The 22,023-nt window shown below is 60.8% G+C and carries 20 protein-coding genes and 1 riboswitch; of the genes, 11 read left to right on the top strand and 9 right to left on the bottom strand.

The genetic code is table 11. The features are described 5' to 3' along the window. Positions 1 to 36: 36 nt before the first annotated feature. The 4 genes from K7431_RS05410 to tkt all read right to left on the bottom strand — a co-directional run bounded on the left by K7431_RS05410 (position 37) and on the right by tkt (position 4,666). Complete coding sequence (locus tag K7431_RS05410) at positions 37 to 264, bottom strand: hypothetical protein (protein WP_043206025.1); 228 nt, start codon at positions 262 to 264, stop codon at positions 37 to 39. A 29-nt stretch (positions 265 to 293) separates the two neighbouring features. Continuing rightward, positions 294 to 1,457, bottom strand: a complete 1,164-nt coding sequence (locus tag K7431_RS05415) for a phosphoglycerate kinase (RefSeq protein ID WP_015886293.1) — start codon at positions 1,455 to 1,457, stop codon at positions 294 to 296. Between the two features lie 17 nt (positions 1,458 to 1,474). Next, positions 1,475 to 2,530 (bottom strand): erythrose-4-phosphate dehydrogenase, encoded by a 1,056-nt coding sequence (gene epd, locus K7431_RS05420; protein WP_015886294.1) that lies wholly within the window; start codon positions 2,528 to 2,530, stop codon positions 1,475 to 1,477. Positions 2,531 to 2,668: 138 nt separating this feature from the next. Next, positions 2,669 to 4,666, bottom strand: coding sequence for a transketolase (tkt, locus tag K7431_RS05425; RefSeq protein ID WP_015886295.1), 1,998 nt, complete (start codon positions 4,664 to 4,666; stop codon positions 2,669 to 2,671). Positions 4,667 to 4,925: 259 nt separating this feature from the next. Here tkt and K7431_RS05430 point away from each other — a divergent pair, with 259 nt between their 5' ends. The 5 genes from K7431_RS05430 to K7431_RS05450 all read left to right on the top strand — a co-directional run bounded on the left by K7431_RS05430 (position 4,926) and on the right by K7431_RS05450 (position 9,902). Further along, positions 4,926 to 5,921, top strand: a complete 996-nt coding sequence (locus K7431_RS05430) for an ArsR/SmtB family transcription factor (RefSeq protein ID WP_015886296.1) — start codon at positions 4,926 to 4,928, stop codon at positions 5,919 to 5,921. Positions 5,922 to 5,940: 19 nt separating this feature from the next. Further along, positions 5,941 to 7,131: a methionine adenosyltransferase gene (gene metK, locus K7431_RS05435; protein ID WP_015886297.1), complete on the top strand. Its 1,191-nt coding sequence runs from the start codon at positions 5,941 to 5,943 to the stop codon at positions 7,129 to 7,131. A gap of 222 nt (positions 7,132 to 7,353) precedes the next feature. Next, entirely contained in the window at positions 7,354 to 7,704 is a 351-nt protein-coding gene (locus tag K7431_RS05440) for a hypothetical protein (protein ID WP_043206029.1), read from the top strand. Positions 7,705 to 7,799: 95 nt separating this feature from the next. Then, positions 7,800 to 9,464 (top strand): NAD-dependent DNA ligase LigB, encoded by a 1,665-nt coding sequence (ligB, locus tag K7431_RS05445; protein WP_015886299.1) that lies wholly within the window; start codon positions 7,800 to 7,802, stop codon positions 9,462 to 9,464. 42 nt (positions 9,465 to 9,506) lie between these two features. Beyond that, positions 9,507 to 9,902 (top strand): DUF1090 domain-containing protein, encoded by a 396-nt coding sequence (locus tag K7431_RS05450; protein WP_015886300.1) that lies wholly within the window; start codon positions 9,507 to 9,509, stop codon positions 9,900 to 9,902. Between the two features lie 6 nt (positions 9,903 to 9,908). Here K7431_RS05450 and K7431_RS05455 read toward each other — a convergent pair whose 3' ends face one another. After that, positions 9,909 to 10,358 (bottom strand): c-type cytochrome, encoded by a 450-nt coding sequence (locus K7431_RS05455; protein WP_015886301.1) that lies wholly within the window; start codon positions 10,356 to 10,358, stop codon positions 9,909 to 9,911. A gap of 129 nt (positions 10,359 to 10,487) precedes the next feature. On the opposite strand from K7431_RS05455, the gene mltA reads away from it, so the two are divergent. Next, complete coding sequence (gene mltA, locus K7431_RS05460) at positions 10,488 to 11,672, top strand: murein transglycosylase A (protein WP_015886302.1); 1,185 nt, start codon at positions 10,488 to 10,490, stop codon at positions 11,670 to 11,672. Between the two features lie 230 nt (positions 11,673 to 11,902). On the opposite strand, the gene K7431_RS05465 is transcribed toward mltA, so the two are convergent. Beyond that, a complete protein-coding gene (locus K7431_RS05465; protein ID WP_043206031.1) occupies positions 11,903 to 12,289 on the bottom strand; it encodes an MAPEG family protein in 387 nt (128 codons plus the stop codon). Between the two features lie 205 nt (positions 12,290 to 12,494). Between K7431_RS05465 and K7431_RS05470 the strand changes: the two genes are divergently transcribed. Continuing rightward, positions 12,495 to 13,754, top strand: coding sequence for a cation:proton antiporter (locus K7431_RS05470; protein ID WP_015886304.1), 1,260 nt, complete (start codon positions 12,495 to 12,497; stop codon positions 13,752 to 13,754). Here K7431_RS05470 and K7431_RS05475 read toward each other — a convergent pair. The 3 genes from K7431_RS05475 to K7431_RS05485 all read right to left on the bottom strand — a co-directional run bounded on the left by K7431_RS05475 (position 13,748) and on the right by K7431_RS05485 (position 17,140). Further along, on the bottom strand, positions 13,748 to 14,635 hold the full coding sequence (locus K7431_RS05475; protein WP_015886305.1) for a formate/nitrite transporter family protein: 888 nt from the start codon (positions 14,633 to 14,635) through the stop codon (positions 13,748 to 13,750). The two genes, K7431_RS05470 and K7431_RS05475, sit on opposite strands and share 7 nt — an antisense overlap. 71 nt (positions 14,636 to 14,706) lie before the next feature. After that, on the bottom strand, positions 14,707 to 16,638 hold the full coding sequence (locus K7431_RS05480) for a patatin-like phospholipase family protein (RefSeq protein ID WP_015886306.1): 1,932 nt from the start codon (positions 16,636 to 16,638) through the stop codon (positions 14,707 to 14,709). A 97-nt stretch (positions 16,639 to 16,735) separates the two neighbouring features. Next, positions 16,736 to 17,140: an acyl-CoA thioesterase gene (locus K7431_RS05485; RefSeq protein WP_010207175.1), complete on the bottom strand. Its 405-nt coding sequence runs from the start codon at positions 17,138 to 17,140 to the stop codon at positions 16,736 to 16,738. A gap of 198 nt (positions 17,141 to 17,338) precedes the next feature. Then, a riboswitch (S-adenosyl-L-homocysteine riboswitch) is annotated at positions 17,339 to 17,445 on the top strand. Positions 17,446 to 17,466: 21 nt separating this feature from the next. On the opposite strand from K7431_RS05485, the gene ahcY reads away from it, so the two are divergent. The 4 genes from ahcY to K7431_RS05505 all read left to right on the top strand — a co-directional run bounded on the left by ahcY (position 17,467) and on the right by K7431_RS05505 (position 21,924). After that, a complete protein-coding gene (gene ahcY / locus K7431_RS05490; RefSeq protein ID WP_015886307.1) occupies positions 17,467 to 18,876 on the top strand; it encodes an adenosylhomocysteinase in 1,410 nt (469 codons plus the stop codon). Between the two features lie 186 nt (positions 18,877 to 19,062). Next, positions 19,063 to 19,908 (top strand): methylenetetrahydrofolate reductase [NAD(P)H], encoded by an 846-nt coding sequence (metF, locus tag K7431_RS05495; RefSeq protein ID WP_015886308.1) that lies wholly within the window; start codon positions 19,063 to 19,065, stop codon positions 19,906 to 19,908. Between the two features lie 78 nt (positions 19,909 to 19,986). Beyond that, on the top strand, positions 19,987 to 21,069 hold the full coding sequence (locus tag K7431_RS05500; protein WP_015886309.1) for a hypothetical protein: 1,083 nt from the start codon (positions 19,987 to 19,989) through the stop codon (positions 21,067 to 21,069). Between the two features lie 63 nt (positions 21,070 to 21,132). Continuing rightward, positions 21,133 to 21,924, top strand: a complete 792-nt coding sequence (locus K7431_RS05505; RefSeq protein ID WP_015886310.1) for a substrate-binding periplasmic protein — start codon at positions 21,133 to 21,135, stop codon at positions 21,922 to 21,924. The last annotated feature ends 99 nt before the right edge of the window (positions 21,925 to 22,023 follow it).

Here is a 22,023-nt window from a genome sequence, read left to right on the forward strand (position 1 = left end):
GGGCCGCCGCTGCTGTCGGTTAGTTGATCAGACCCGTCAAGGGCAACCCTGTTCCTGACCGTTGGGCGCGGAGTCGTATTTCTCCAGCCGTTCGTTGCCGATGCGCTTGTTGATCACCGGCATGGTCTCGGCTTGCCAGTCCGCCTGGTAGCAGCTTTTTTTCTGCTGCGCCGCAGGCTTTCCAGCTTCCGGCTCTGCGTTTGGCGTGCTGCCGCAGCCGGCCAACAGGCCCGCTGCGATCAACAATGCCAACGACTTGATCATGGGAATACTCCTTTTCCGGATCACGCGCCTTAACCTTTGGCCCGGGTTTCCAGCACTTCAACGGCCGGCAGGACTTTGCCTTCGACGAATTCAAGGAATGCGCCGCCACCGGTAGAAATGTAGGAGATCTGGTCAGCAACGCCATATTTATCGATGGCCGCGAGGGTGTCGCCGCCGCCGGCGATGGAGAATGCCGAGCTTTCGGCGATGGCCTTGGCCAGCACTTTGGTGCCGTTGCCGAACTGGTCGAACTCAAACACGCCGACCGGACCGTTCCACAGGATGGTCTGGGAAGCTTTCAGCAGTTCGGCGAAGTTGGCCGCGGTTTGCGGGCCGATATCCAGGATCATGTCGTCGTCAGCCACATCAGCGATCAGCTTGACGGTGGCTTCGGCGCTTTCGGCAAATTCCTTGGCGACGACCACGTCCACCGGCAGCGGCACGCTGACTTTGGCGGCGATGGCACGAGCGGTGTCGAGCAGGTCCGGCTCGTACAGGGACTTGCCGACCGGGTGACCGGCAGCGGCCAGGAAGGTGTTGGCAATGCCGCCGCCGACGATCAGCTGATTGCAGATCTGGCTGAGGCTGTTGAGCACGTCCAGCTTGGTGGACACCTTGGAGCCAGCGACGATGGCGGCCATCGGTTGCGCCGGAGCGCCCAGGGCCTTGCCCAGTGCATCCAGTTCAGCCGCCAGCAGCGGGCCAGCAGCGGCAACCTTGGCGAACTTGGCCACGCCGTGGGTCGAACCCTCGGCGCGGTGAGCAGTGCCGAACGCGTCCATCACAAACACGTCGCACAGCGCAGCGTATTGCTGGGCCAGCTCGTCGCTGTTCTTTTTCTCGCCTTTGTTGAAGCGCACGTTTTCGAACAGCACGATGTCGCCGGCCTTCACGTCAACGCCACCCAGGTAGTCAGCCACCAGCGGCACGTCGCGGCCCAGGGCTTTGCTGAGGTACTCGGCTACCGGCTTGAGGCTGTTTTCGGCGGAGAACTCACCCTCGGTCGGACGACCCAGGTGGGAGCAGACCATCACGGCCGCGCCTTTTTCCAGGGCCAGCTTGATGGTCGGCAGCGAGGCCAGGATTCGCGCATCGCTGGTGACAACACCGTCCTTGACTGGGACGTTGAGGTCTTCGCGAATCAGTACGCGCTTACCTTGCAGATCGAGGTCGGTCATCTTCAACACGGTCATGGGTGGCAGTTCCTGAATTACTGTTGAGGTTGTTTAGAGGCGATATGCAGATAATGTTCCGCAACGTCGAGCATTCGGTTGGCAAAACCCCATTCGTTGTCGAACCAGGCCAGGATGTTCACCAGCCTCGGGCCGGAAACGCGGGTCTGGCTGGCATCGACAATGGCCGAATGCGGGTCATGGTTGAAATCACAACTGGCGTGGGGCAACTCGGTGTAGGCCAGCAAGCCTTTGAGCGGCCCGCTGCTGGCGGCGTCGCGCAGGATCCGGTTGACCTCCGTCGCATCGGTGTCGCTGACGGTTTGCATGGTGATGTCCAGGCAGGACACGTTCACCGTCGGCACCCGTACGGCTTTGGCCTGGATTCGCCCGGCAAGTTCCGGCAACAGTCGCTCGATACCGCGTGCCAGCCCGGTGGACACCGGAATCACTGACTGGAACGCCGAGCGCGTGCGGCGCAGGTCTTCGTGATGGTAGGCGTCGATCACCGGCTGGTCGTTCATCGCCGAGTGAATCGTGGTGATCGACACGTAGTCCAGCCCGATCGCCTGATCCAACAGGCGCAACAATGGCACGCTGCAGTTGGTGGTACAGGAGGCGTTGGACACCAGCAGCTCGTTGCCGGTCAGGCAATCCTGGTTGATGCCGTAGACGATGGTGGCGTCGACATCCGCCTCGCTTGCCATCGGCTGGGAAAACAGCACACGCGGTGCGCCAGCGTCGAGGAAACGCTGGCCATCGGCACGGGTGTGATAAGCACCGGAGCATTCCAACACCAGGTCGACGCCCAGCGCCGCCCAGTCGATGCCCTCGGGGGTGGCACTGCGCAGGACTTTCACGCAGTCGCCATTGATATGCAGACAATCGCCCTCGACCCGCACTTCGCCGGGGAACCGGCCGTGTGTGGAGTCAAAGCGTGTCAGGTATTCGATGCTGGCCATGTCGGCCAAATCGTTGATCGCGACAATTTCAAACCCGGCAGCCGCCCCTCGCTCGAACAGAGCACGCAAGACGCAACGACCAATGCGGCCGTAGCCGTTGAGTGCAACTTTGTAAGGACGCGGTTGGGGCATGGGGTTCTCGATCAATGTTAGTTCGGTGTTGAATGTTCTGACGCCATCGCGGGCAAGCCCGCTCCCACATTAGACCGCGATCCAAATGTGGGAGCGGGCTTGCCCGCGATGGCACCAGTACAGACAACGCAGACTGACTTAGTCTTCCAGCAGCTCTTCAGCCTGACCCAGGATATTTTCCAGGGTGAAGCCGAACTCTTCGAACAACGCTGGCGCCGGCGCCGACTCACCGTAGGTGGTCATGCCGATCACGCGGCCTTCCAGGCCCACGTACTTGTACCAGTAGTCGGCATGCGCCGCTTCGATGGCGATACGCGCGCTGACCTGCAACGGCAGCACCGATTGCTTGTAGCCGGCGTCCTGGGCTTCGAACACGCTGGTGCATGGCATGGACACAACACGCACGTTGCGGCCTTGGGCGGTCAGCTTGTCGTAGGCCTGGACGGTCAGGCCCACTTCGGAACCGGTGGAGATCAGGATCAGCTCCGGCTCGCCGATGCAGTCCTTGAGCACGTAGCCGCCACGGCTGATGTCGGCGATCTGTGCGTCGGTACGCGCTTGGTGCTGCAGGTTCTGGCGCGAGAAGATCAGCGCCGAAGGGCCGTCCTTGCGTTCGATGGCGTGCTTCCAGGCCACGGCGGATTCGACCGCGTCGGCTGGGCGCCAGCAATCCAGGTTCGGCGTGGTACGCAGGCTGGTCAGTTGCTCGACCGGCTGGTGCGTCGGACCGTCTTCGCCGAGGCCGATGGAGTCGTGGGTGTACACGTGGATGACGCGCTTCTTCATCAGCGCGGCCATGCGTACGGCGTTGCGGGCGTATTCCATGAACATCAGGAAGGTCGCGCCGTAAGGCACCAGGCCACCGTGCAGGGACACGCCGTTCATGATGGCGCTCATGCCGAACTCGCGTACGCCGTAGTACATGTAGTTGCCGCTGGCGTCTTCAGCCGAAACACCTTTGCAGCCTTTCCACAGGGTCAGGTTGGAACCGGCCAGGTCGGCGGATCCGCCGAGGAACTCAGGCAGCAGCGGGCCAAAGGCGTTCAGGGTGTTCTGGCTGGCTTTACGACTGGCGATGGTCTCGCCCTTGGCCGCGACTTCGGCGATGTAGGCCGAGGCTTTTTCCGAGAAGTCGGCAGGCAGGTCACCGGCCAGGCGGCGTACCAGTTCGTTGGCAAGCTCCGGGAATTCGGCGGAGTAGGCCGCAAAACGCTGGTCCCACTCGGCTTCGGCAGCCAGGCCTTTTTCCTTGGCATCCCACTCGGCATAAATGTCGGCCGGGATTTCGAACGGGCCATGGTTCCACTTCAGTGCTTCACGGGTCAGGGCGATTTCCGCGTCACCCAGCGGGGCGCCGTGGCAGTCTTCTTTGCCCTGCTTGTTCGGCGAACCGAAACCGATGGTGGTCTTGCAGCAGATCAGGGTCGGCTGAGCGCTCTTGCGGGCGGTGTCGATGGCGATCTTGATTTCTTCCGGATCGTGGCCGTCGACGTTGCGGATCACCTGCCAGTTGTAGGCTTCGAAACGCTTAGGGGTGTCATCGGTGAACCAGCCTTCGACTTCGCCGTCGATGGAGATGCCGTTGTCATCGTAGAACGCGATCAGCTTGCCCAGGCCCAGGGTACCGGCCAGGGAAGCGACTTCGTGGGAAATGCCTTCCATCATGCAGCCATCACCCAGGAACACGTAGGTGTGGTGGTCGACGATGTCGTGGCCGGGGCGGTTGAACTGCGCGCCCAGGACTTTTTCCGCCAGCGCGAAGCCCACGGCATTGGCCAGGCCTTGGCCCAGGGGACCGGTGGTGGTCTCGACGCCTGGGGTGTAGCCGAATTCAGGGTGGCCGGGGGTGCGGCTGTGCAGCTGGCGGAAGCTCTTGAGGTCATCGATGGTGACGTCGTAGCCGGTCAGGTGCAGCAGCGAATAAATCAGCATCGAGCCGTGGCCGTTGGACAGCACGAAGCGGTCACGGTCGGCGAACGATGGGTTGCTCGGGTTGTGTTTCAGGTAGTCACGCCAAAGTACCTCGGCGATATCCGCCATGCCCATCGGGGCACCGGGATGGCCGCTGTTGGCTTTTTGCACGGCATCCATGCTGAGGGCACGAATGGCGTTGGCACGCTCACGACGGCTGGGCATCGCTGATCTCCTGGGGTTTGCTGAAAAGAAACGGAAAAAAGGACCGGCATTTTCCCTCAGCCACCGCCTGCGGGCAATGACAGATAGTCACTTGTGGGTGTTTTTCCTGTGCTTTGGGCGGCATTCGCTTGCAGAAACCGTTAACCGGTTCGTCTAAAGGTTATAGCGGCTGCTTATAACCGCCACTTATCGATCAATATCAAAACTTTTTGATATTGGCCTTGCGAGGACTCCCACCCGTCTCTAGACTGCTGGCCTTATGAACCTACCCATGCCCTCCCTGCGTCCTGACGACGGCGATGAACTGGCAGCCTTATGCAAGGCCGCTGGCGACCCGTTGCGTTTGAACGTATTGCGCGCACTGGCCAACGATTCCTTCGGCGTATTGGAACTGGCGCAGATCTTCGCCATCGGCCAATCCGGCATGAGTCATCACTTGAAGGTGCTGGCCCAGGCCGACCTGGTGGCTACCCGCCGCGAAGGCAATGCGATTTTCTACCGTCGCGCCCTGCCCCACACCGAGTTGCTTGGCGGCAAGCTGCACGCCGCGCTGCTCGAAGAGGTGGACAACCTGGGTCTGCCGGGCGATGTGCAGTCGCGCATCGGCCAAGTCCATGGGCAACGCGCCGCCGCGAGCCAGGACTTTTTCGCACGGGTCGCCGAGAAATTTCGCGCCCAACAGGACTTGATCGCCGGTTTGCCGCAATACCGCGACAGCGTACTGGCGCTGCTCGACAAGCTGAGCTTCAGTGAGGAGGCCACCGCGCTGGAGGTCGGCCCAGGCGACGGCGGTTTCTTACCGGACCTGGCGCGGCGCTTCCAGCAGGTCACCGCGCTGGACAACAGCCCGGCGATGCTCGAACTGGCGCGCCAGCTGTGCGAACGCGAAGCGCTGGGCAATGTCAGCCTGCAGCTGGCGGACGCATTGAATAGCACGGCGTTAAAGGCCGACTGCGTGGTGTTGAATATGGTCTTGCACCATTTCGCCGCCCCCGCCGACGCCCTCAAGCAAATGGCCGGGCTGCTGCACCCCGGCGGTAGCCTGCTGGTGACAGATTTATGCAGCCACAACCAGAATTGGGCCAGGGAGGCCTGCGGTGATCTCTGGTTGGGTTTTGAACAGGACGATCTGGCCCGTTGGGCCACCGCTGCGGGACTCGTTCCCGGGGAAAGCCTCTATGTAGGTTTACGTAATGGTTTCCAGATCCAGGTCCGCCATTTTCAGCGGCCGGCTGGCGACACTCACCATCGGTAAATATCAGGAAAACATCGAGATGAGCGAATACTCCCTTTTCACCTCCGAGTCCGTGTCTGAAGGGCATCCGGACAAAATCGCCGACCAGATTTCTGACGCGGTGCTGGACGCCATCATTGCTGAAGACAAGTTCGCCCGTGTGGCGTGCGAGACTCTGGTGAAAACCGGTGTAGCGATCATCGCTGGCGAAGTGACCACCACCGCCTGGGTCGACCTGGAGCAGATCGTCCGTGACGTGATTACCGACATCGGCTACACCAGCTCCGACGTCGGTTTCGACGGCGCGACCTGCGGCGTGATGAACATCATCGGCAAGCAGTCCCCAGACATCAACCAAGGCGTCGACCGTGCCAAGCCGGAAGACCAGGGCGCTGGCGACCAGGGCCTGATGTTCGGCTACGCCAGCAACGAAACCGACGTGCTGATGCCTGCACCGATCACCTTCTCGCACCAACTGGTGCAACGTCAGGCCGAAGCGCGTAAGTCCGGCCTGCTGCCGTGGTTGCGCCCGGACGCCAAGTCCCAGGTCACTTGCCGTTACGAAGGCGGCAAAGTCGTGGGTATCGACGCCGTTGTATTGTCGACCCAGCACAACCCGGACGTGTCCTACGCCGACCTGCGTGAAGGCGTGATGGAACTGATCGTCAAGCACGTGCTGCCGGCCGAGCTGCTGAGCAAGGACACCCAGTTCCACATCAACCCGACTGGCCAGTTCATCATCGGTGGCCCGGTAGGCGATTGCGGCCTGACCGGTCGCAAGATCATCGTCGACAGCTACGGTGGCATGGCCCGTCACGGCGGTGGCGCGTTCTCGGGTAAAGATCCTTCAAAGGTTGACCGTTCCGCCGCTTACGCCGGTCGTTACGTGGCCAAGAACATCGTCGCCGCCGGCCTGGCCGAGCGTTGCGAGATCCAGGTGTCCTACGCTATCGGTGTGGCCCAGCCTACGTCGATCTCGCTGAATACCTTCGGCACCGGCAAGATCAGCGATGACAAGATCGTCAAGCTGGTGCGTGAGATCTTCGACCTGCGCCCTTACGCGATCACCACCATGCTCGACCTGCTGCACCCGATGTACCAGGAAACCGCAGCCTACGGCCACTTCGGTCGTACCCCTGCGCAGAAGACGGTCGGCGACGACACCTTCACCACCTTCACCTGGGAAAAAACCGACCGCGCCAACGACCTGCGGATTGCCGCCGGCCTGTAATCGCTCTCGGTACACAAAAGCCCCGCCGGGTTCGCCCGGCGGGGCTTTTTATTGCGCCGTCATTTGCGCGATGGCCTTCACGTTTTTTGGATCCAAACCTTGCAGGCTCAATGATGGCCCTCTAGAATCCGCGCCCTCTCGGGCCCGTCACCTTATTTGGATATTGCCCTGCGCCAGCCCGGGACTCATCAGCGCGCAGGCAATCGAACATTGAGGTTTTCCATGCGCATCTCCACGCTCGCCCCTGCCGCCCTCCTGCTCAGCCTGTTTGCCCTGCCGGCAAACGCCGCCGACCTGAGCGCACTGAGTGGCGCCCTGAGCTCCCAACTGGGCGGCGGCAACTCCGGCGACTGCCAGAAGCAAGCCAACGACCTGCAAGCCAAGATCGATGCAGCCGAGGCCCAGAAGGACAGCTTGAAAGTGAAAGCCTTCAAAGCGGCGCAGGACCAGATCAACAAAGGTTGTAACAAACTCACTGAGGCCCAGGCCAAAGCCGACGCCAAGCAGCAAACCCAAGAGGCCAAGGCCGATAAGCCCGACGCGGTGAAAGCCCTGGGCGGCCTGTTCAAGTAAATAGAAACACCCCGTAAAGAGCCCCGCACTGCCGGGGCTTTTTTGTGGCCGCGTGGATCATTTAGGCTGGGCCCCCTTTCCGAGCAAGGATGCTCATGATGCACTTACTGTTTGCCCTTTTACTCAGCGCCCTACCCTGCTGGGTGTGGGCCCAAGCGTGCTCCGATGAAGCCCGAGCACACGTCAGTACCCTGGCCGAACAGATACGCCAATGGGATGACAGTTACCACCGGCTTGGCCAATCCCCGGTGAGCGACGAACTCTACGACCAGGCGCGCCAGCGCCTGGCTCAGTGGCATCAGTGCTTCCCCGCCCCCACCGCGACACCCAACACCCCACTGGCGAGTTCACGTGGCGCCCAGCCTCACCCCGTTGCGCATACAGGCCTGGAGAAACTGCTGGACGAACACGCAGTCGACGCCTGGCTGGGCACACGAAAGGATGTCTGGATTCAACCCAAGGTGGACGGAGTGGCGGTAACCCTGGTGTATCAACAGGGTCGCCTGCGCCAAGTCATCAGCCGAGGCGATGGTGTCATGGGCCACGACTGGTCTGCCTCCGCGCGCAAAATCCCCGGCATTGTCCAGCAGTTGCCCGACCCCATCGACCTGGTGCTGCAAGGCGAACTCTATTGGCGCCTCGACGACCATGTGCAATCGGCCAGCGGCGGGCTCAATGCCCGCAGCAAGGTGGCCGGGTTGATGAACCGCAAACACTTGGGCGACACCGATGCCGCCGGCATTGGCCTGTTCGTCTGGGCTTGGCCACAAGGGCCGGCAGCCTTTACCGAGCGCCTTTCCACACTGAAACGTTGGGGGTTCACTGACACCCAGCGCTTCAGCCAGCCCATCCGGAACATCAGCGAAGCCGCGCACTGGCGCGCCTATTGGTATGGCCATCCACTGCCGTTCGCCAGCGATGGGGTGGTGTTGCACCAGGCGCAGCACGCCCCTGCCGAGCGTTGGCAGGTCAGTACCCCCTACTGGGCGGCCGCCTGGAAGTACCCGACGACCAAGGCCCTGGCGCTGGTGCGCGACGTGCAATTCAAGATCGGCCGTACCGGGCGCATCACACCCATGCTGGAATTGGAACCGGTGCGCTTGGATGACCGGCAGATCAGCCGGGTGAGCGCCGGCTCATTGAAGCGCTGGCAATCGCTGGATATCCGCCCTGGCGACCACGTCTCCATCAGCCTGGCGGGCCAGGTGATCCCTCGGCTGGATGAGGTCATCCTGCGCAGCAGCACAAGGGCGGACTTGCCCGTGCCCAATCCGGGGAAATTCCATGCCTTGAGTTGCTGGCAACTGGACCCCGGTTGCGAGGAGCAGTTGCTGGCGCGCCTTTCCTGGCTGAGCGGCAACCAGGGCCTCGCCTTGCCACACATAGGCCGCGAAACCTGGAGCGTATTGATCCAGGCCGGTCTAATCGCAGGCTTTCTCGATTGGTTAACCCTGGATACGGCAGAGCTTGCTAACATTGATGGCTTCGGTGATCGCACCCGTGCGCGCGTGGTCGACAGCTTCCACAGCGCGCGGCAACGGCCCTTCGCACAATGGCTCAAGGCCTTGGGTGTACCGCCTGCGGCACGTAATAACCTGGAAGGCGACTGGCAGACGCTGGTCGCCAGAGACACCCAGGCCTGGCTGGCCATCGATGGCATCGGCCCGGGCCGCGCAGCGCAACTGAGCGCTTTTTTTCGCGACCCGCACGTACAGGCCTTGGCTGAAACATTACGCGTGGCGGGGATAGACGGTTTTTGAACCCGCTGTCCGCGCCATCAGATTGCGACTTTGGAGCCCCACATGAAATTTCTAGCCCCCTTTGCCTTGCTGACCGTCGCAAGCTTCATGGCCACGCCGCTGCTGGCCGCCGAAGAAGCCCCTCAGCTCACCGGCTGCGCGGCCAAGCGCCAAGCCATCAGCACCCAGATCGAACAAGCCAAGGTCCACGGCAACAGCGAACAACAAGCCGGCCTGGAAAAAGCCCTGAGCGAAGTCACTGCCAACTGCACCGACGCCTCCCTGAGGAAAGAGCGGGAAAACAAGGTGCTCGACGCCAAGCATGAAGTCAGCCGCCGTCAGGCCGACCTCGACAAGGCCATGAAAAAAGGCGACGCGGACAAGATCAACAAGCGTAAGGACAAACTCGCCGAGTCCCGCAAGGAACTGCAGGACGCCGTGGAAGAACTCGACCAGTAAAACCAGTCAGTGGTCCCGGAACTGTTTATGGCAGGCGCTGCAGGCATCTTCAACTTTCTGCACCGCAGGCCCCAGGTTGCTGGCCTTGTAAGGCTGCACTTGGCTGGCGGTCACCAATTCACCGGTGGCCGCTTCAAGGTTGCGGGCCAGTTGCTGGAATTGAGCCTGTTTCTGCCAGACATCGTCCTTGGCGCTGGTGTGATCCTCTTCACGCACGCTCGGAAAATGTTTCCATGGTTCATGGGACAACGCGTCCAGCTTGACCGCGCCGTCGGCGAATTTCGCGCCGTCGAACGGGATGCGTCCGCGCAGCATGCCGCCCAGGTCTTCGCCGGTCTTAAGCATCTGCTTGAAGATCGCCTTGCGCTGGCCCAGCGGCGAATTCGGATCAACGCCGCCACAGGCGGACAACGTCAGGCAGGCCAGCAGTACAACGGTCAGTCGTTTAAAAGTCATGGTGGCTTCGAGGTCACGGAAAACGGCGGCCAGTATCCTCGCCCCGCCCGCAAAGACCAATAGCCCTATTATTAATAAGGGTTGCCCAACAGCGCTGCTACGCGGGCAATCGCTTCAGGAAGTGTTTGTATGAATGTCAGCTTGAAACCCTGGAGCCGCCGCCTGGCGTGGGCTCTGCCGATGATCGCACTGCTGGCCGGCTGCGACGCGGGCAAAGAAACAGCCAAAGATGAAACTTCCAAACCCCACGCCGTCGCCACCTATGTGAGCGCACCGTGGGAAGCCTTACCGACGGTGTCCGACAGCGATCTGCTGGCCGGTTTTGAATCCTGGCGCAGCGCCTGCCAACGGCTCAAGGCCGACCCGGTGTGGGGCGCGACCTGTGCGGCAGCCGCCACAGTGCCGAGCAATGCCGTGGCGGTGCGCGGATTCCTCAAGGAGCGCCTGGATGTGTTCGGCCTGCGCTCGGCCGACAACACCCCGAACGGCTTGATCACCGGCTACTACGAACCGGTCTACCCCGGCAGCCTGACCAAGACCGCCAAGGCCAACGTGCCGGTGTACGGCGTGCCGGACGACCTGATCATCGTCAACCTGGAAAGCATCTACCCCGAGCTCAAGGGCAAGCGCCTGCGCGGTCGCCTGGAAGGTCGCGTGCTCAAGCCCTACGACGACGCCAGCGCCATCAACGGCCAGGGCTCCACGGCCAAGCCGATCGCCTGGCTGACGAACCCGATGGACCTGCAATTCCTGCAAATCCAGGGCTCGGGCCGCATTCAACTGGCCGGTGGGCGCCAACTGCGCGTCGGTTATGGCGACCAGAACGGCTACCCCTACCGCCCGATCGGTCGCTGGCTGGTGGAACAAGGCGAGCTGAAGAAGGAAGACGTGACCATGGGCGCCATCAGCGCTTGGGCCAAGGCGCATCCGCAGCGTATTCCGGAGCTGCTGGCGAGCAACCCAAGCTATGTGTTTTTCAGCGCACGGCCCGACAGCAATGAAGGCCCGCGCGGTTCCTTGAACGTACCGTTGACCGCCGGCTACAGCGTCGCGGTGGATCGCAAGGTGATTCCGTTGGGCAGTCTGCTGTGGCTTTCGACCACCAAGCCGGATGGTTCGCCCATCGCCCGCCCGGTAGCAGCACAGGACACCGGCGGTGCAATCACGGGTGAAGTGCGCGCGGACTTGTTCTGGGGCACTGGCGATGCGGCGGGTGAACTGGCGGGGAACATGAAGCAGCAGGGGCAAATCTGGATGTTGTGGCCCAAGGGCGCAGCATTGCCGCAAGTGCCGGATGCACCTGTCGGTAGCTGAAAAACGCTCCGCCACACTCGGTTTACCGTAGTGAGCGGGCTTGCTGTGGTGAGCAGGCTTACTGTGGTGAGCGGGCTTGCCCCGCGCTGGGCTGCGCAGCAGCCCCCATCAGCCTCACCCCATTTATTCAGGCACACCGAGGCGTATGGTTCCGGGGCGGCTTCGCCACCCAGCGCGGGGCAAGCCCGCTCACTACAAACACCGCCCCCACAGTGGCTCTGCTTCAGCCTTCAGATCGAGACGAAGAAGAAACTCGCAATCAGCGCCATACCCACGAACCACACCAGTGAGCGAGCGATCGCCCAGTCGGCCAGGTAGCAGATGATGTACAGCAGGCGACTGGTGATAAACAGCACAGCCAGCACATTGATGGTGACCAACTCAGCCGTACCGGCCAAGTGCGCGATAATCACTGCCGCCGCAAATGCCGGCGTCACTTCAAAGCTGTTGAGTTGAGCACTGTGGGCACGCTTGGCAACCCCTTCGAGGGTGTCCAGGAACGCGCGAGGGTCGTGGTTCTGCCGCGGCCCGAACTTGCCACCGCTGAACTTGGCCACGCCTGTGCACAGATAAGGCAGAAAAATTGCGATCAACACACACCAGAAGGCCACCGTCATCACTGATTCCTTTTTTAGTTTGCTTTTTAGTTTGAAGCAAAATTTAGAGTTTTAGCACTCAACATGAAACGCCGCACCCATCGCTATGAGCCGCCAGCCCCGCAAAAGGTTCTATCGGTGATTTGCCCCCAGCCCTGCAACATCGTGCAGAGGTTGCGGTCCATCCCCCATTAACGCTCTTCCACCCAACTTCCAAGGACCCCGGATGCTTGAACTTGTCGCCGCCTTCATTTGCCTCACCACCCTGCTCACCTATGTGAACTTCCGCTTCATCGGCCTGCCGCCCACCATCGGCGTGATGGTCACGGCCCTGCTGTTTTCGCTGATCCTGCAAGGCTTGAGTTTTCTCGGCTATCCAGGCCTGGAAGAGCGCATCCAGCAACTGATTGGCCAAATCGACTTCGGCGATCTGCTGATGAACTGGATGCTCTCATTCTTGCTGTTCGCCGGTGCCTTGCACGTAAACCTCAACGACCTGCGCAGCTACCGCTGGCCCATCGGCCTACTGGCGACCTTCGGCGTATTGATCGCGACCGTGGTGATCGGCAGCCTGGCGTATTACATCTTTGCCCTGTTCGGCTGGCACGTCAGCTTCCTCTACTGCCTGCTGTTCGGTGCGCTGATTTCCCCCACCGACCCGATCGCGGTATTGGGCGTGCTGCGTACCGCCAACGCCTCCAAGCCATTGAAGACCACCATTGTCGGTGAGTCGCTGTTCAACGATGGCACGGCCGTCGTGGTATTTACCGTTTTACTGGGCATTGCACAGTTAGGCGAAACGCCGACCGTGGGCGCCACCGCTATGCTGTTTGCCCATGAGGCGATTGGCGGCGTGGTGTTCGGTGGCCTGATCGGCTACCTGGTGTACCTGATGATCAAGAGCATCGAGCAGCACCAGATCGAGGTGATGCTGACCCTCGCCCTGGTCATCGGCGGCTCGGCGATGGCCACCGAACTGCACGTTTCGGCACCGATTGCGATGGTGGTCGCCGGGCTGATCATCGGCAACCTGGGGCGCAAACTGGCAATGAACGACATGACCCGGCGCTACCTGGACGGCTTCTGGGAATTGCTCGATGACATGCTCAATGCGCTGCTGTTCGCACTGATCGGCATGGAGCTGCTGCTGTTGCCGTTTAACTGGCTGCACGTGTTCGCCGCCAGCTTGCTGGCCGTGGCGATCCTGCTGTCGCGTCTGTTGACGGTTGCACCGGCCATCCTGCTGCTGCGGCGCTGGCGCACAGTGCCACGCGGGACCATCCGCATCCTGACGTGGGGTGGCCTGCGTGGCGGGGTGTCCGTGGCACTGGCATTGGCCCTGCCGCTGGGTCCGGAGCGCGACTTGCTGCTGAGAATCACCTACATCGTGGTGCTGTCGTCGATCCTGCTGCAGGGGTTGAGCATCGGCAAGCTGGTCAAGCGCGTGACCCGGGACGAGCCCCAGGCCGCGCCGGACGCTCACTGAGCCTTGTCGATCTGCTGCGGATGCCTCGGGTCCGCAGCTTTCTTGCCCGGCAGACTGCTTTCACTGCGAATCTGCGCATGGCTGATCAGCGCAAAGATAAAGCTGCCGCCAATGATATTGCCCGCCAGGGTCGGCCCGGCGAACACCAGCCAGAAATCCTTCCACGGCAACTCGCCAGCGAATACCAGGTACGACACCTCGGCGGAGCCGACAACGATATGGGTGAAGTCGCCCAGAGCCATCAGGTAGGTGATCAGAATAATGATCCACATCTTGGCGCTTTCCATGGAGGGGATCATCCATACCATGGTGGCGATCATCCAGCCGGAGACGATGCCCTTGGCAAACATCTGGCCGGCGTCGTTTTCCATGATCTTGCGGCCGATTTCCAGGAAGGCCAGGTCGGTCTTGGTGTCGAAGATCGGCAGGTGCAACATCACATAAGCCACCAGCAAGGTGCCGCACAGGTTGCCCACCAGCACCACTGTCCATAGCCGTAACAATCGCCCGGCATTGCCTAGCGTGGGTTTGCTCATCACCGGCAAAACAGCGGTCAGGGTGTTCTCGGTGAACAGTTGCTGGCGCGCCAGGATCACTGCCAGGAACCCTGCGCAGTAGCCGAAGCTGGCGATAACCTTAAAACTTTCGCCATCCGGCAGCCGAGAGTTGAGCAGCCCCATGGCCATCAGCGAAAGGCCCATGGTCAACCCGGCCGCCAATGCCGACCACCACAAGGCAGCAACACTGCGCTCCAGTTCCTGGTCACCCTGTGTACGGATGATTTCATGCAACACCGCCGCACGGGGTGGTTGGTTCTTGTCCACGTCCTGTTGCTCTTCCTGCGACAGGTTTGGGGTCTTGCCGTCTGCTTGAGTGGCCATGATGTTCCAGAGTCCTAGGGGTGCCTGTAGCTACGACACGCCGCCACAGTAGCTGTTCAGTGGCCACACAACTAAACCTGCACCTTCCAGGCCTTTGCCATCTCCACGGTGGTTGAGCGGCGCGCCTTGTCCCAGGGTTTGTTACGCGCTTTGTAGTGACCACTGATGGTGTCGAGTACCTGGTTGAATTCGCTGGGGGTAGTAGCCCGAGCCAGGTCCTGAGCCGCACGGTGCAACAGTTCAACGTTAGACTTGGGCTGGCCTGGCCGAAACAACGAGGGGTAGATCACTTCCCGTGTGAAGTTTTCAGCTTTCATCGAAATATCGCGCACTTTCATTTCGGTCACTGCACCGCCGATGACTTTGGACAGAGGCATTGCATCATTTTCGATCTGTTTGGCCGCCACTTGCAGCAATTGCTGAAAGTTGCGCTGACTTGCAACATTGAGGCTGCGCCCCAACCAGTCGATGTGCTCTGGCCGTCGGGCAAGGGCATCCAAGTTACGCAGGGCCGATGAAATGTTCGGTGTGAACACCAGCGAGCCCTGTGACTGATTGGCCTGGGTGATCGCACCATCCAGGTTTCGCAACGCCTGTTGCGCGTTTTTTCGAAACATCAGCACATCCGCGACCGCCGGGTCGCTTTGCAGCGTGGGTTGCACGCTGGCGAGCATTTCATCATCCATGGCCAGCACGGCTTCATTCAGTGATTGGAACGAATGATGCTCAAGTGCTTTGGTCCGTCGCTCCAAATGCGTCTCCACCGCTTGTCGCGCTTTCGTCTGCAGGAGTTGCTTCTGCTCATCCTGCATAGTGAAGTTGACCGTGCCATTGAGCAGATCCGTAAAGTCACCTTTTTCGGTCTTCAGGGGCAGTGTCACAATCTGATCGGCGAACGCTTCGAGCCTTTTATCCTGAAACGCTCCAGCGGCCGAATGCTCAACGCCCACGAGATGGTCGGCCAGACTGCTGAAAAAACTGCCACTGCGAGCGGATGCAGCAGAAGAGCTGGACTCAAATTTAACGATCAGCGATTCACGCTTGTTCAGCGGACTATCGGGACATGGCCGCGCCACAACACCTGGCGCCGGAGTGTTGAGCAGCAACCCACCATCCTTGAATGCGGTTTTTTCAGCTGATGCCTGGAAGGCATGACCTTGCTCCACCGGATTTTTGAACACCACCGGTAACGAACCCGAAATATGCGCGGCCCGGGCAATATCCATCGCTGGAGTCAGGCTGGCATTGAACATCACTAATTGCGGGCGGCCATCAAACATGCCGCTACCGGTGATACTGAGTTGCTTGATCGCAGGAATATACCGGCTCAACACGTCGAGATCACCAAACGTGGGTGCGCCACCCGCAGTCAGCTTGTCAGCAATGCTCATGACTTCGGTCGGCCTGGTTTCTCGAGGGCTTTGCGCGATATGACCAAGAATCGACGCGCGCGACTCGTTGCGGATCAGTTCCTCAAGGGGAAGGGCTTCAGTCTGCAGGCGCGGCGCCAAGGTCATCAACAAACGGGAAATAGTGCCGACACCACCGGGCAAACGCCCCGCACATTTGCCAAGTGTCGTACAGGCATCCTGCATCCAGGCCGTCACGGCGTCCTGGCTGTTCAGTAGGCTTGGTAAATCGATGCTGTCCGACAACCGGTCAAATGCCGCAGCGCCCATTCCGCTGGCAATCAACGCCGCCGAAATCGCACCGGCGGATGAGCCGGATATCGACTGAATACCGTTCAGCTTCCGGGCGTCCTCAAGCGCCTGCACCACCCCCGAAAAAGCGACGCCCTTGGCCCCTCCACCGCTCAACACCAGGCTCGTGACGGGCGGCGCCGATAAAATCACCTCCACCCGCCCCTTACTATCGCGTAGAAGCGTCACATTGCGCTCGCCCACGCCCTCCACCAGCGCCGTCTTCACAGGGTGCTGGGTCGGGGAATGAGCCTTATCACTCCATGCGGGTTGATTCTGGGCGATCGAGTTAATCACTTTCATACGCAGGCTCTCTACAGGGTGTGGTCCTGAGTGATGAGAGAGCCTGGCAGAGATCCATGCGGAATGATTTGGTAAAGCAAATCACGCCGAGGGTTTGTTACTCAGGAAGACTGTCGTCCTTGAACTGGTCCTTCACGTACCGGATCTCGGTACGGCCATGAGGCGCTGGCAGGCCATCTTCACCGAGGTTGACGAAGACCATTTTCTCTACCGTGAGGATGCTCTTACGCGTGATCTTGTTGCGTACTTCACAGGTCAGGGTGATGGAGGTGCGGCCGAACTCGGTGGCGGTGATGCCCAGTTCGATGATGTCGCCCTGGCGCGAGGCGCTGACGAAGTTGATTTCGGAGATGTACTTGGTGACCACCCGCTGGTTGCCCAGCTGGACGATGGCATAGATCGCCGCTTCTTCATCGATCCAGCGCAACAGGCTGCCGCCGAACAGGGTGCCGTTGGGGTTGAGGTCTTCGGGTTTTACCCATTTGCGGGTGTGGAAGTTCATGGTCACTCCAAAGCGTGTTGCGAAATGATGGGCAACATCATGGCAGAGCCCGGCCCCAAGCTCTATGAGCCATTGCCTATCACGCCTATGTGCGATCTTCATGTTGCCGACAGAAAGGCTTGGGAAGTCTGGCGCACACGGCTATAATCGCCCCCGCTTCAAAACGGTCATCTTCAGTTGATACCGTTCTCCCGCCACCTGTCCGAGGGGCGCTGCAGCAGGTTCAACCTGTCAGGCTCGGATGGGGCGTTGTCCGGCCTGGTCCACCTGGCCTGATACTAAACGCACAACGGCGCCCATTCGCACACTACGAATGGAGGCTCTTCATGAGCGCAGTAAACACGCCTGCAGATTTCAACGACTACAAAGTCGCCGACATGTCCCTCGCCGCCTGGGGCCGTCGTGAAACCTTTATCGCCGAATCCGAAATGCCTGCCCTGATGGGCCTGCGCCGCAAGTATGCCGCTGAGCAACCGCTCAAGGGTGCGAAGATCCTCGGCTGCATCCACATGACCATCCAGACCGCCGTGCTGATCGAAACCCTGGTTGCCCTGGGTGCCGAAGTACGCTGGTCGTCCTGCAACATTTTCTCGACTCAAGACCAGGCCGCTGCCGCCATCGCTGCTGCCGGTATCCCGGTATTCGCCTGGAAAGGCGAGACCGAAGAAGAGTACGAGTGGTGCCTGGAGCAAACCATCCTGAAAGATGGCGCGCCTTGGGATGCCAACATGATCCTCGACGACGGCGGCGACCTGACCGAGCTGCTGCACAAGAAGTACCCAGCAATCCTGGACCGCGTCCACGGCGTGACCGAAGAAACCACCACGGGCGTACACCGCCTGTTGGACATGCTGGCCAAGGGCGAGCTGAAAATCCCGGCCATCAACGTCAACGACTCGGTGACCAAGAGCAAGAACGACAACAAGTACGGCTGCCGTCATAGCCTGAACGATGCCATCAAGCGCGGCACCGACCACCTGCTGTCGGGCAAGCAAGCCCTGGTGATCGGCTACGGTGACGTGGGCAAGGGCTCGTCCCAGTCCCTGCGTCAGGAAGGCATGATCGTCAAGGTCTCCGAAGTCGACCCGATCTGCGCCATGCAAGCCTGCATGGACGGCTTCGAAGTGGTTTCGCCGTTCATCGATGGCGTCAATGACGGCACCGAAGCGAGCATCGACAAGGCCCTGCTGGGCAAGATCGACCTGATCGTGACCACCACCGGTAACGTGAATGTTTGCGACGCGAACATGCTCAAAGCCTTGAAGAAGCGTGCTGTTGTCTGCAACATTGGTCACTTCGACAACGAAATCGACACCGCTTTCATGCGCAAGAACTGGGCATGGGAAGAGGTGAAGCCACAGGTACACAAGGTTCACCGTACCGGTGCTGGCGCGTTCGACGCCCAGAACGACGACTACCTGATCCTGCTGGCTGAAGGCCGCCTGGTTAACCTGGGCAACGCCACCGGCCACCCAAGCCGCATCATGGACGGTTCGTTCGCCAACCAGGTCCTGGCCCAGATTTTCCTGTTCGGCCAGAAGTACGCCGACCTGTCGCCCGCCCAGAAAGCCGAGCGCCTGACCGTGGAAGTATTGCCGAAGAAACTCGACGAAGAAGTGGCCCTGGAAATGGTCCGCGGCTTCGGCGGCGTGGTGACTCAACTGACCAAGACCCAGGCCGACTACATCGGCGTGACCGTTGAAGGTCCGTTCAAGCCGCACGCTTACCGTTACTGAGTAACAGCCCCCTGCTTTGCTGGGGCGGGCTTGTTGTGGCGAGGGAGCTTGCTCCCGCTGGGCTGCGAAGCGGCCCCAAGATTTTGGGAGCGCTTCGCACTCCAGCGGGAGCAAGCTCCCTCGCCACATCAAGCTCGCTCCTACAGGGGGGCACCGTCGGCATTCTGAGTTTCAAAGGGTATTACCATGTCCCAAGACCGTCGCTACAGCTTCGAATTCTTCCCGACCAAGACCGATGCTGGGCATGAAAAACTGATGGCGACTGCCAAGCAGTTGGCCAGCTACAACCCCGACTTCTTCTCCTGCACCTACGGCGCCGGCGGTTCGACCCGTGATCGCACGATCAACACCGTGCTGCAGCTGGAAAGTGAAGTCAAAGTTCCCGCCGCCCCGCACTTGTCGTGCGTGGGCGACAGCAAAGCCGACCTGCGCAGCCTGCTGACCCAATACAAGGCAGCCGGCATCAAGCGCATCGTCGCCCTGCGCGGCGACCTGCCGTCCGGCATGGGCATGGCCAGCGGTGAGTTGCGCTACGCCAATGACCTGGTGAGCTTTATCCGTGAAGAAAGCGGCGACCACTTCCACATCGAAGTGGCGGCGTACCCGGAGATGCACCCCCAGGCCCGCAACTTCGAAAACGACCTGCAGAACTTCGTGCGCAAGGCCAACGCCGGCGCCGACAGCGCGATCACCCAATACTTCTTCAACGCCGACAGCTACTTCTACTTCGTCGAGCGTGTACGGGCCATGGGGGTGAACATCCCGATCGTGCCGGGCATCATGCCGATCACCAACTACAGCAAGCTGGCGCGCTTTTCCGACGCCTGCGGGGCCGAAATCCCACGCTGGGTGCGCAAACAACTGGAAGCCTATGGCGACGACGTCAAGAGCATCCAGGCGTTCGGCGAACAGGTCATCAGCACAATGTGTGAAGAATTGTTGCAAGGTGGCGCGCCAGGCCTGCACTTCTATACCCTGAACCAGGCTGAACCCAGCCTTGCCATCTGGAACAACCTCAAGCTGCCACGCTGAAGCTTGTCCGGCTGTGCCAAGGCCCTCGTCTCGACGAGGGCCTTTGTCGTTTTACATGCCCACGGAACCCAGCAGTCCATGAATACAGTGTCCACGACTTCCCGCCCGCAACTGGTCTACCTGGTCTTCGGCTCCGAGACCTACCACCAGGAAGCGGTGTTCAGCATCGCCAGCGCGCTGGCCTTCCTGAACGACACCCCGGACGCCGCCGTGGATATCCAGGTATTCAGCGATAACCCCGAGCCCTATCGCCTTTTGCCGGTGCGCGTGCGCCCGCTGGACGAAGCCACTCGCAAACGCTGGAGCGAGCCACACGGCTATCACTTCCGCACCAAACATGTGGTGCTGCGCCAAGTGCTGGCAGAGTCGCCGGTGGCCATGCTGATCGACACCGACACGTTCTTCCATCATTCACCGTTGGAGCTGTTCGAGCGCGTGCAACCCGGCACCCTGCTGTGCAACGCCTTCTACACCCGGTACGGCGACAACCCCGAAAGTATCCTCTACACCGCGCTGCGCCAGCGCCTGCTGGACATGGGCGTCGCCGACGATGACATGATGACCCTCAATTCCGGGGTCATGGGCCTGACGCAACAGGACGCGCACATCCTCGACCGCTCCATCGCGTTGATGGACGAACTGTTTCCCTATGCCGAGGGCGCCTACACCCTCGAAGAGTTCTGCCTGTCGATTGCCGCTTATCGCAGCGTCAACGTGCGCGAGTGCCCCGACCTGATCCATCATTACTGGAGTCGCAAGCAACTGTTTCGCGCCAAGGTCAAGGCCTGGATCGCCAAGCATGCGGCCGCCCCTACCAGCGCATTGGCACTGGCCGACACCCGCCAGGTCTCCTCGCACCTGCCGCGCCCTCCCCGCCCGCAGCGCTTGCTCTACAAGCTGATCACACTGCTGTTACCCAAGCACCAGCAGCAGTTCATCCGCGAAATCCTCTACGGCTGCTACGAGCACGAGAACGAATTCGATCAGGCGTGTGGCCCGGTTTGGTGGGACAAAGCCCGACAGAACCAAGAGGAACGCCAAAAGCGCCCGCTTGACGCGCACCAGTTGGAACACTGGTTCGCCAACCCCGTGGTACGCCTGATTCTCGGCGAGCGGCGCACCGCGATCTACGAACACTTGATGACCTCACCCGCCAAATAGCCCCGCCCGCGGATGCGCGTGCCAGAGCTTCTCTTTAAGGCAGGAGCGTCGTAACCTCAGGGCATGCCTGTCATTCTGAAGTTGCTGACTGCTGCCCTCTTTACTTGCCTGAGCCTGGCGGCTTATGGCGAGAAATTGCGCATTGTCACCGAGCCATGGGCGCCTTATGTGTACGACGACAACGGCACGATGCGCGGGCTGGACTACGAAACCACGGTGATCGTGTTCCAGCGCCTGGGTATTGAGGTGCAATGGCAATTCCTGCCTTGGAAGCGCTGCCTGGCCATGCTCGACCAAGGCCATGCCGACGGGGCGCTGGACATTTTCCACAGCCACGAGCGCGACGCCGTGCTTCTATACCCCAGCGAACCGCTGTCGGAAGTGAGTTTCGTGCTCTTCTATGCCAATGATCGCCCCCACCCTGTCCAGGGCCTCGAAGACCTGCGCGACCTGACCGTTGGCACGTCGCCGGGTTACTTGTACGGCGCAGCATTCAGCGACTCCACCCTGTTCAACCGCGAAGCAGCCCCCAGCCATGAGGCGAACTTCGGCAAATTAATGTTGGGACGCATCGATTTGGTGATCACCGACCGCCGGGTAGGCCAACATGTGATCAAGGCACTGGGCCTGGAGGGCAAGGTCAGCCAGGCGCCGGCTGTGGTCAGCCACCAGCCGCAGTTCCTTGCGGTGCGCCGTGGCGCGGGCATGGATCTGCTGGTACAACGCTTTGCCGCCGAGCTCAAACGCTTCAAACAAGAACCTGCGTACACCGCTTTGAGCATCAAATATGGTGGAATCCAAGCAATTACGGGGGTTGGACACACCGTTGAGCAGCAGGAAAGCAGCGTACCGTGATTGCTCTGTTATACTCCGGCCTTTCCGCCAGGCTCACGCCCGGCCGCTGAGGTCTTGAAAAAGGCACCCAACCCCGCTACAGCGCAGCTTTCAGCCCGC

The sequence above is a fragment of the Pseudomonas fluorescens group sp. genome, from assembly GCF_020093335.1.
GTDB classification, from domain to species: Bacteria; Pseudomonadota; Gammaproteobacteria; order Pseudomonadales; family Pseudomonadaceae; genus Aquipseudomonas; species Aquipseudomonas petroselini.

Coding starts and splice junctions, on each gene's coding strand:
- K7431_RS05410 (WP_043206025.1), bottom strand. CDS start 264: ATGATCAAGTCGTTGGCATTGTTGATCGCAGCGGGCCTGTTGGCCGGC.
- K7431_RS05415 (WP_015886293.1), bottom strand. CDS start 1,457: ATGACCGTGTTGAAGATGACCGACCTCGATCTGCAAGGTAAGCGCGTA.
- epd (WP_015886294.1), bottom strand. CDS start 2,530: ATGCCCCAACCGCGTCCTTACAAAGTTGCACTCAACGGCTACGGCCGC.
- tkt (WP_015886295.1), bottom strand. CDS start 4,666: ATGCCCAGCCGTCGTGAGCGTGCCAACGCCATTCGTGCCCTCAGCATG.
- K7431_RS05430 (WP_015886296.1), top strand. CDS start 4,926: ATGAACCTACCCATGCCCTCCCTGCGTCCTGACGACGGCGATGAACTG.
- metK (WP_015886297.1), top strand. CDS start 5,941: ATGAGCGAATACTCCCTTTTCACCTCCGAGTCCGTGTCTGAAGGGCAT.
- K7431_RS05440 (WP_043206029.1), top strand. CDS start 7,354: ATGCGCATCTCCACGCTCGCCCCTGCCGCCCTCCTGCTCAGCCTGTTT.
- ligB (WP_015886299.1), top strand. CDS start 7,800: ATGATGCACTTACTGTTTGCCCTTTTACTCAGCGCCCTACCCTGCTGG.
- K7431_RS05450 (WP_015886300.1), top strand. CDS start 9,507: ATGAAATTTCTAGCCCCCTTTGCCTTGCTGACCGTCGCAAGCTTCATG.
- K7431_RS05455 (WP_015886301.1), bottom strand. CDS start 10,358: ATGACTTTTAAACGACTGACCGTTGTACTGCTGGCCTGCCTGACGTTG.
- mltA (WP_015886302.1), top strand. CDS start 10,488: ATGAATGTCAGCTTGAAACCCTGGAGCCGCCGCCTGGCGTGGGCTCTG.
- K7431_RS05465 (WP_043206031.1), bottom strand. CDS start 12,289: ATGACGGTGGCCTTCTGGTGTGTGTTGATCGCAATTTTTCTGCCTTAT.
- K7431_RS05470 (WP_015886304.1), top strand. CDS start 12,495: ATGCTTGAACTTGTCGCCGCCTTCATTTGCCTCACCACCCTGCTCACC.
- K7431_RS05475 (WP_015886305.1), bottom strand. CDS start 14,635: ATGGCCACTCAAGCAGACGGCAAGACCCCAAACCTGTCGCAGGAAGAG.
- K7431_RS05480 (WP_015886306.1), bottom strand. CDS start 16,638: ATGAAAGTGATTAACTCGATCGCCCAGAATCAACCCGCATGGAGTGAT.
- K7431_RS05485 (WP_010207175.1), bottom strand. CDS start 17,140: ATGAACTTCCACACCCGCAAATGGGTAAAACCCGAAGACCTCAACCCC.
- ahcY (WP_015886307.1), top strand. CDS start 17,467: ATGAGCGCAGTAAACACGCCTGCAGATTTCAACGACTACAAAGTCGCC.
- metF (WP_015886308.1), top strand. CDS start 19,063: ATGTCCCAAGACCGTCGCTACAGCTTCGAATTCTTCCCGACCAAGACC.
- K7431_RS05500 (WP_015886309.1), top strand. CDS start 19,987: ATGAATACAGTGTCCACGACTTCCCGCCCGCAACTGGTCTACCTGGTC.
- K7431_RS05505 (WP_015886310.1), top strand. CDS start 21,133: ATGCCTGTCATTCTGAAGTTGCTGACTGCTGCCCTCTTTACTTGCCTG.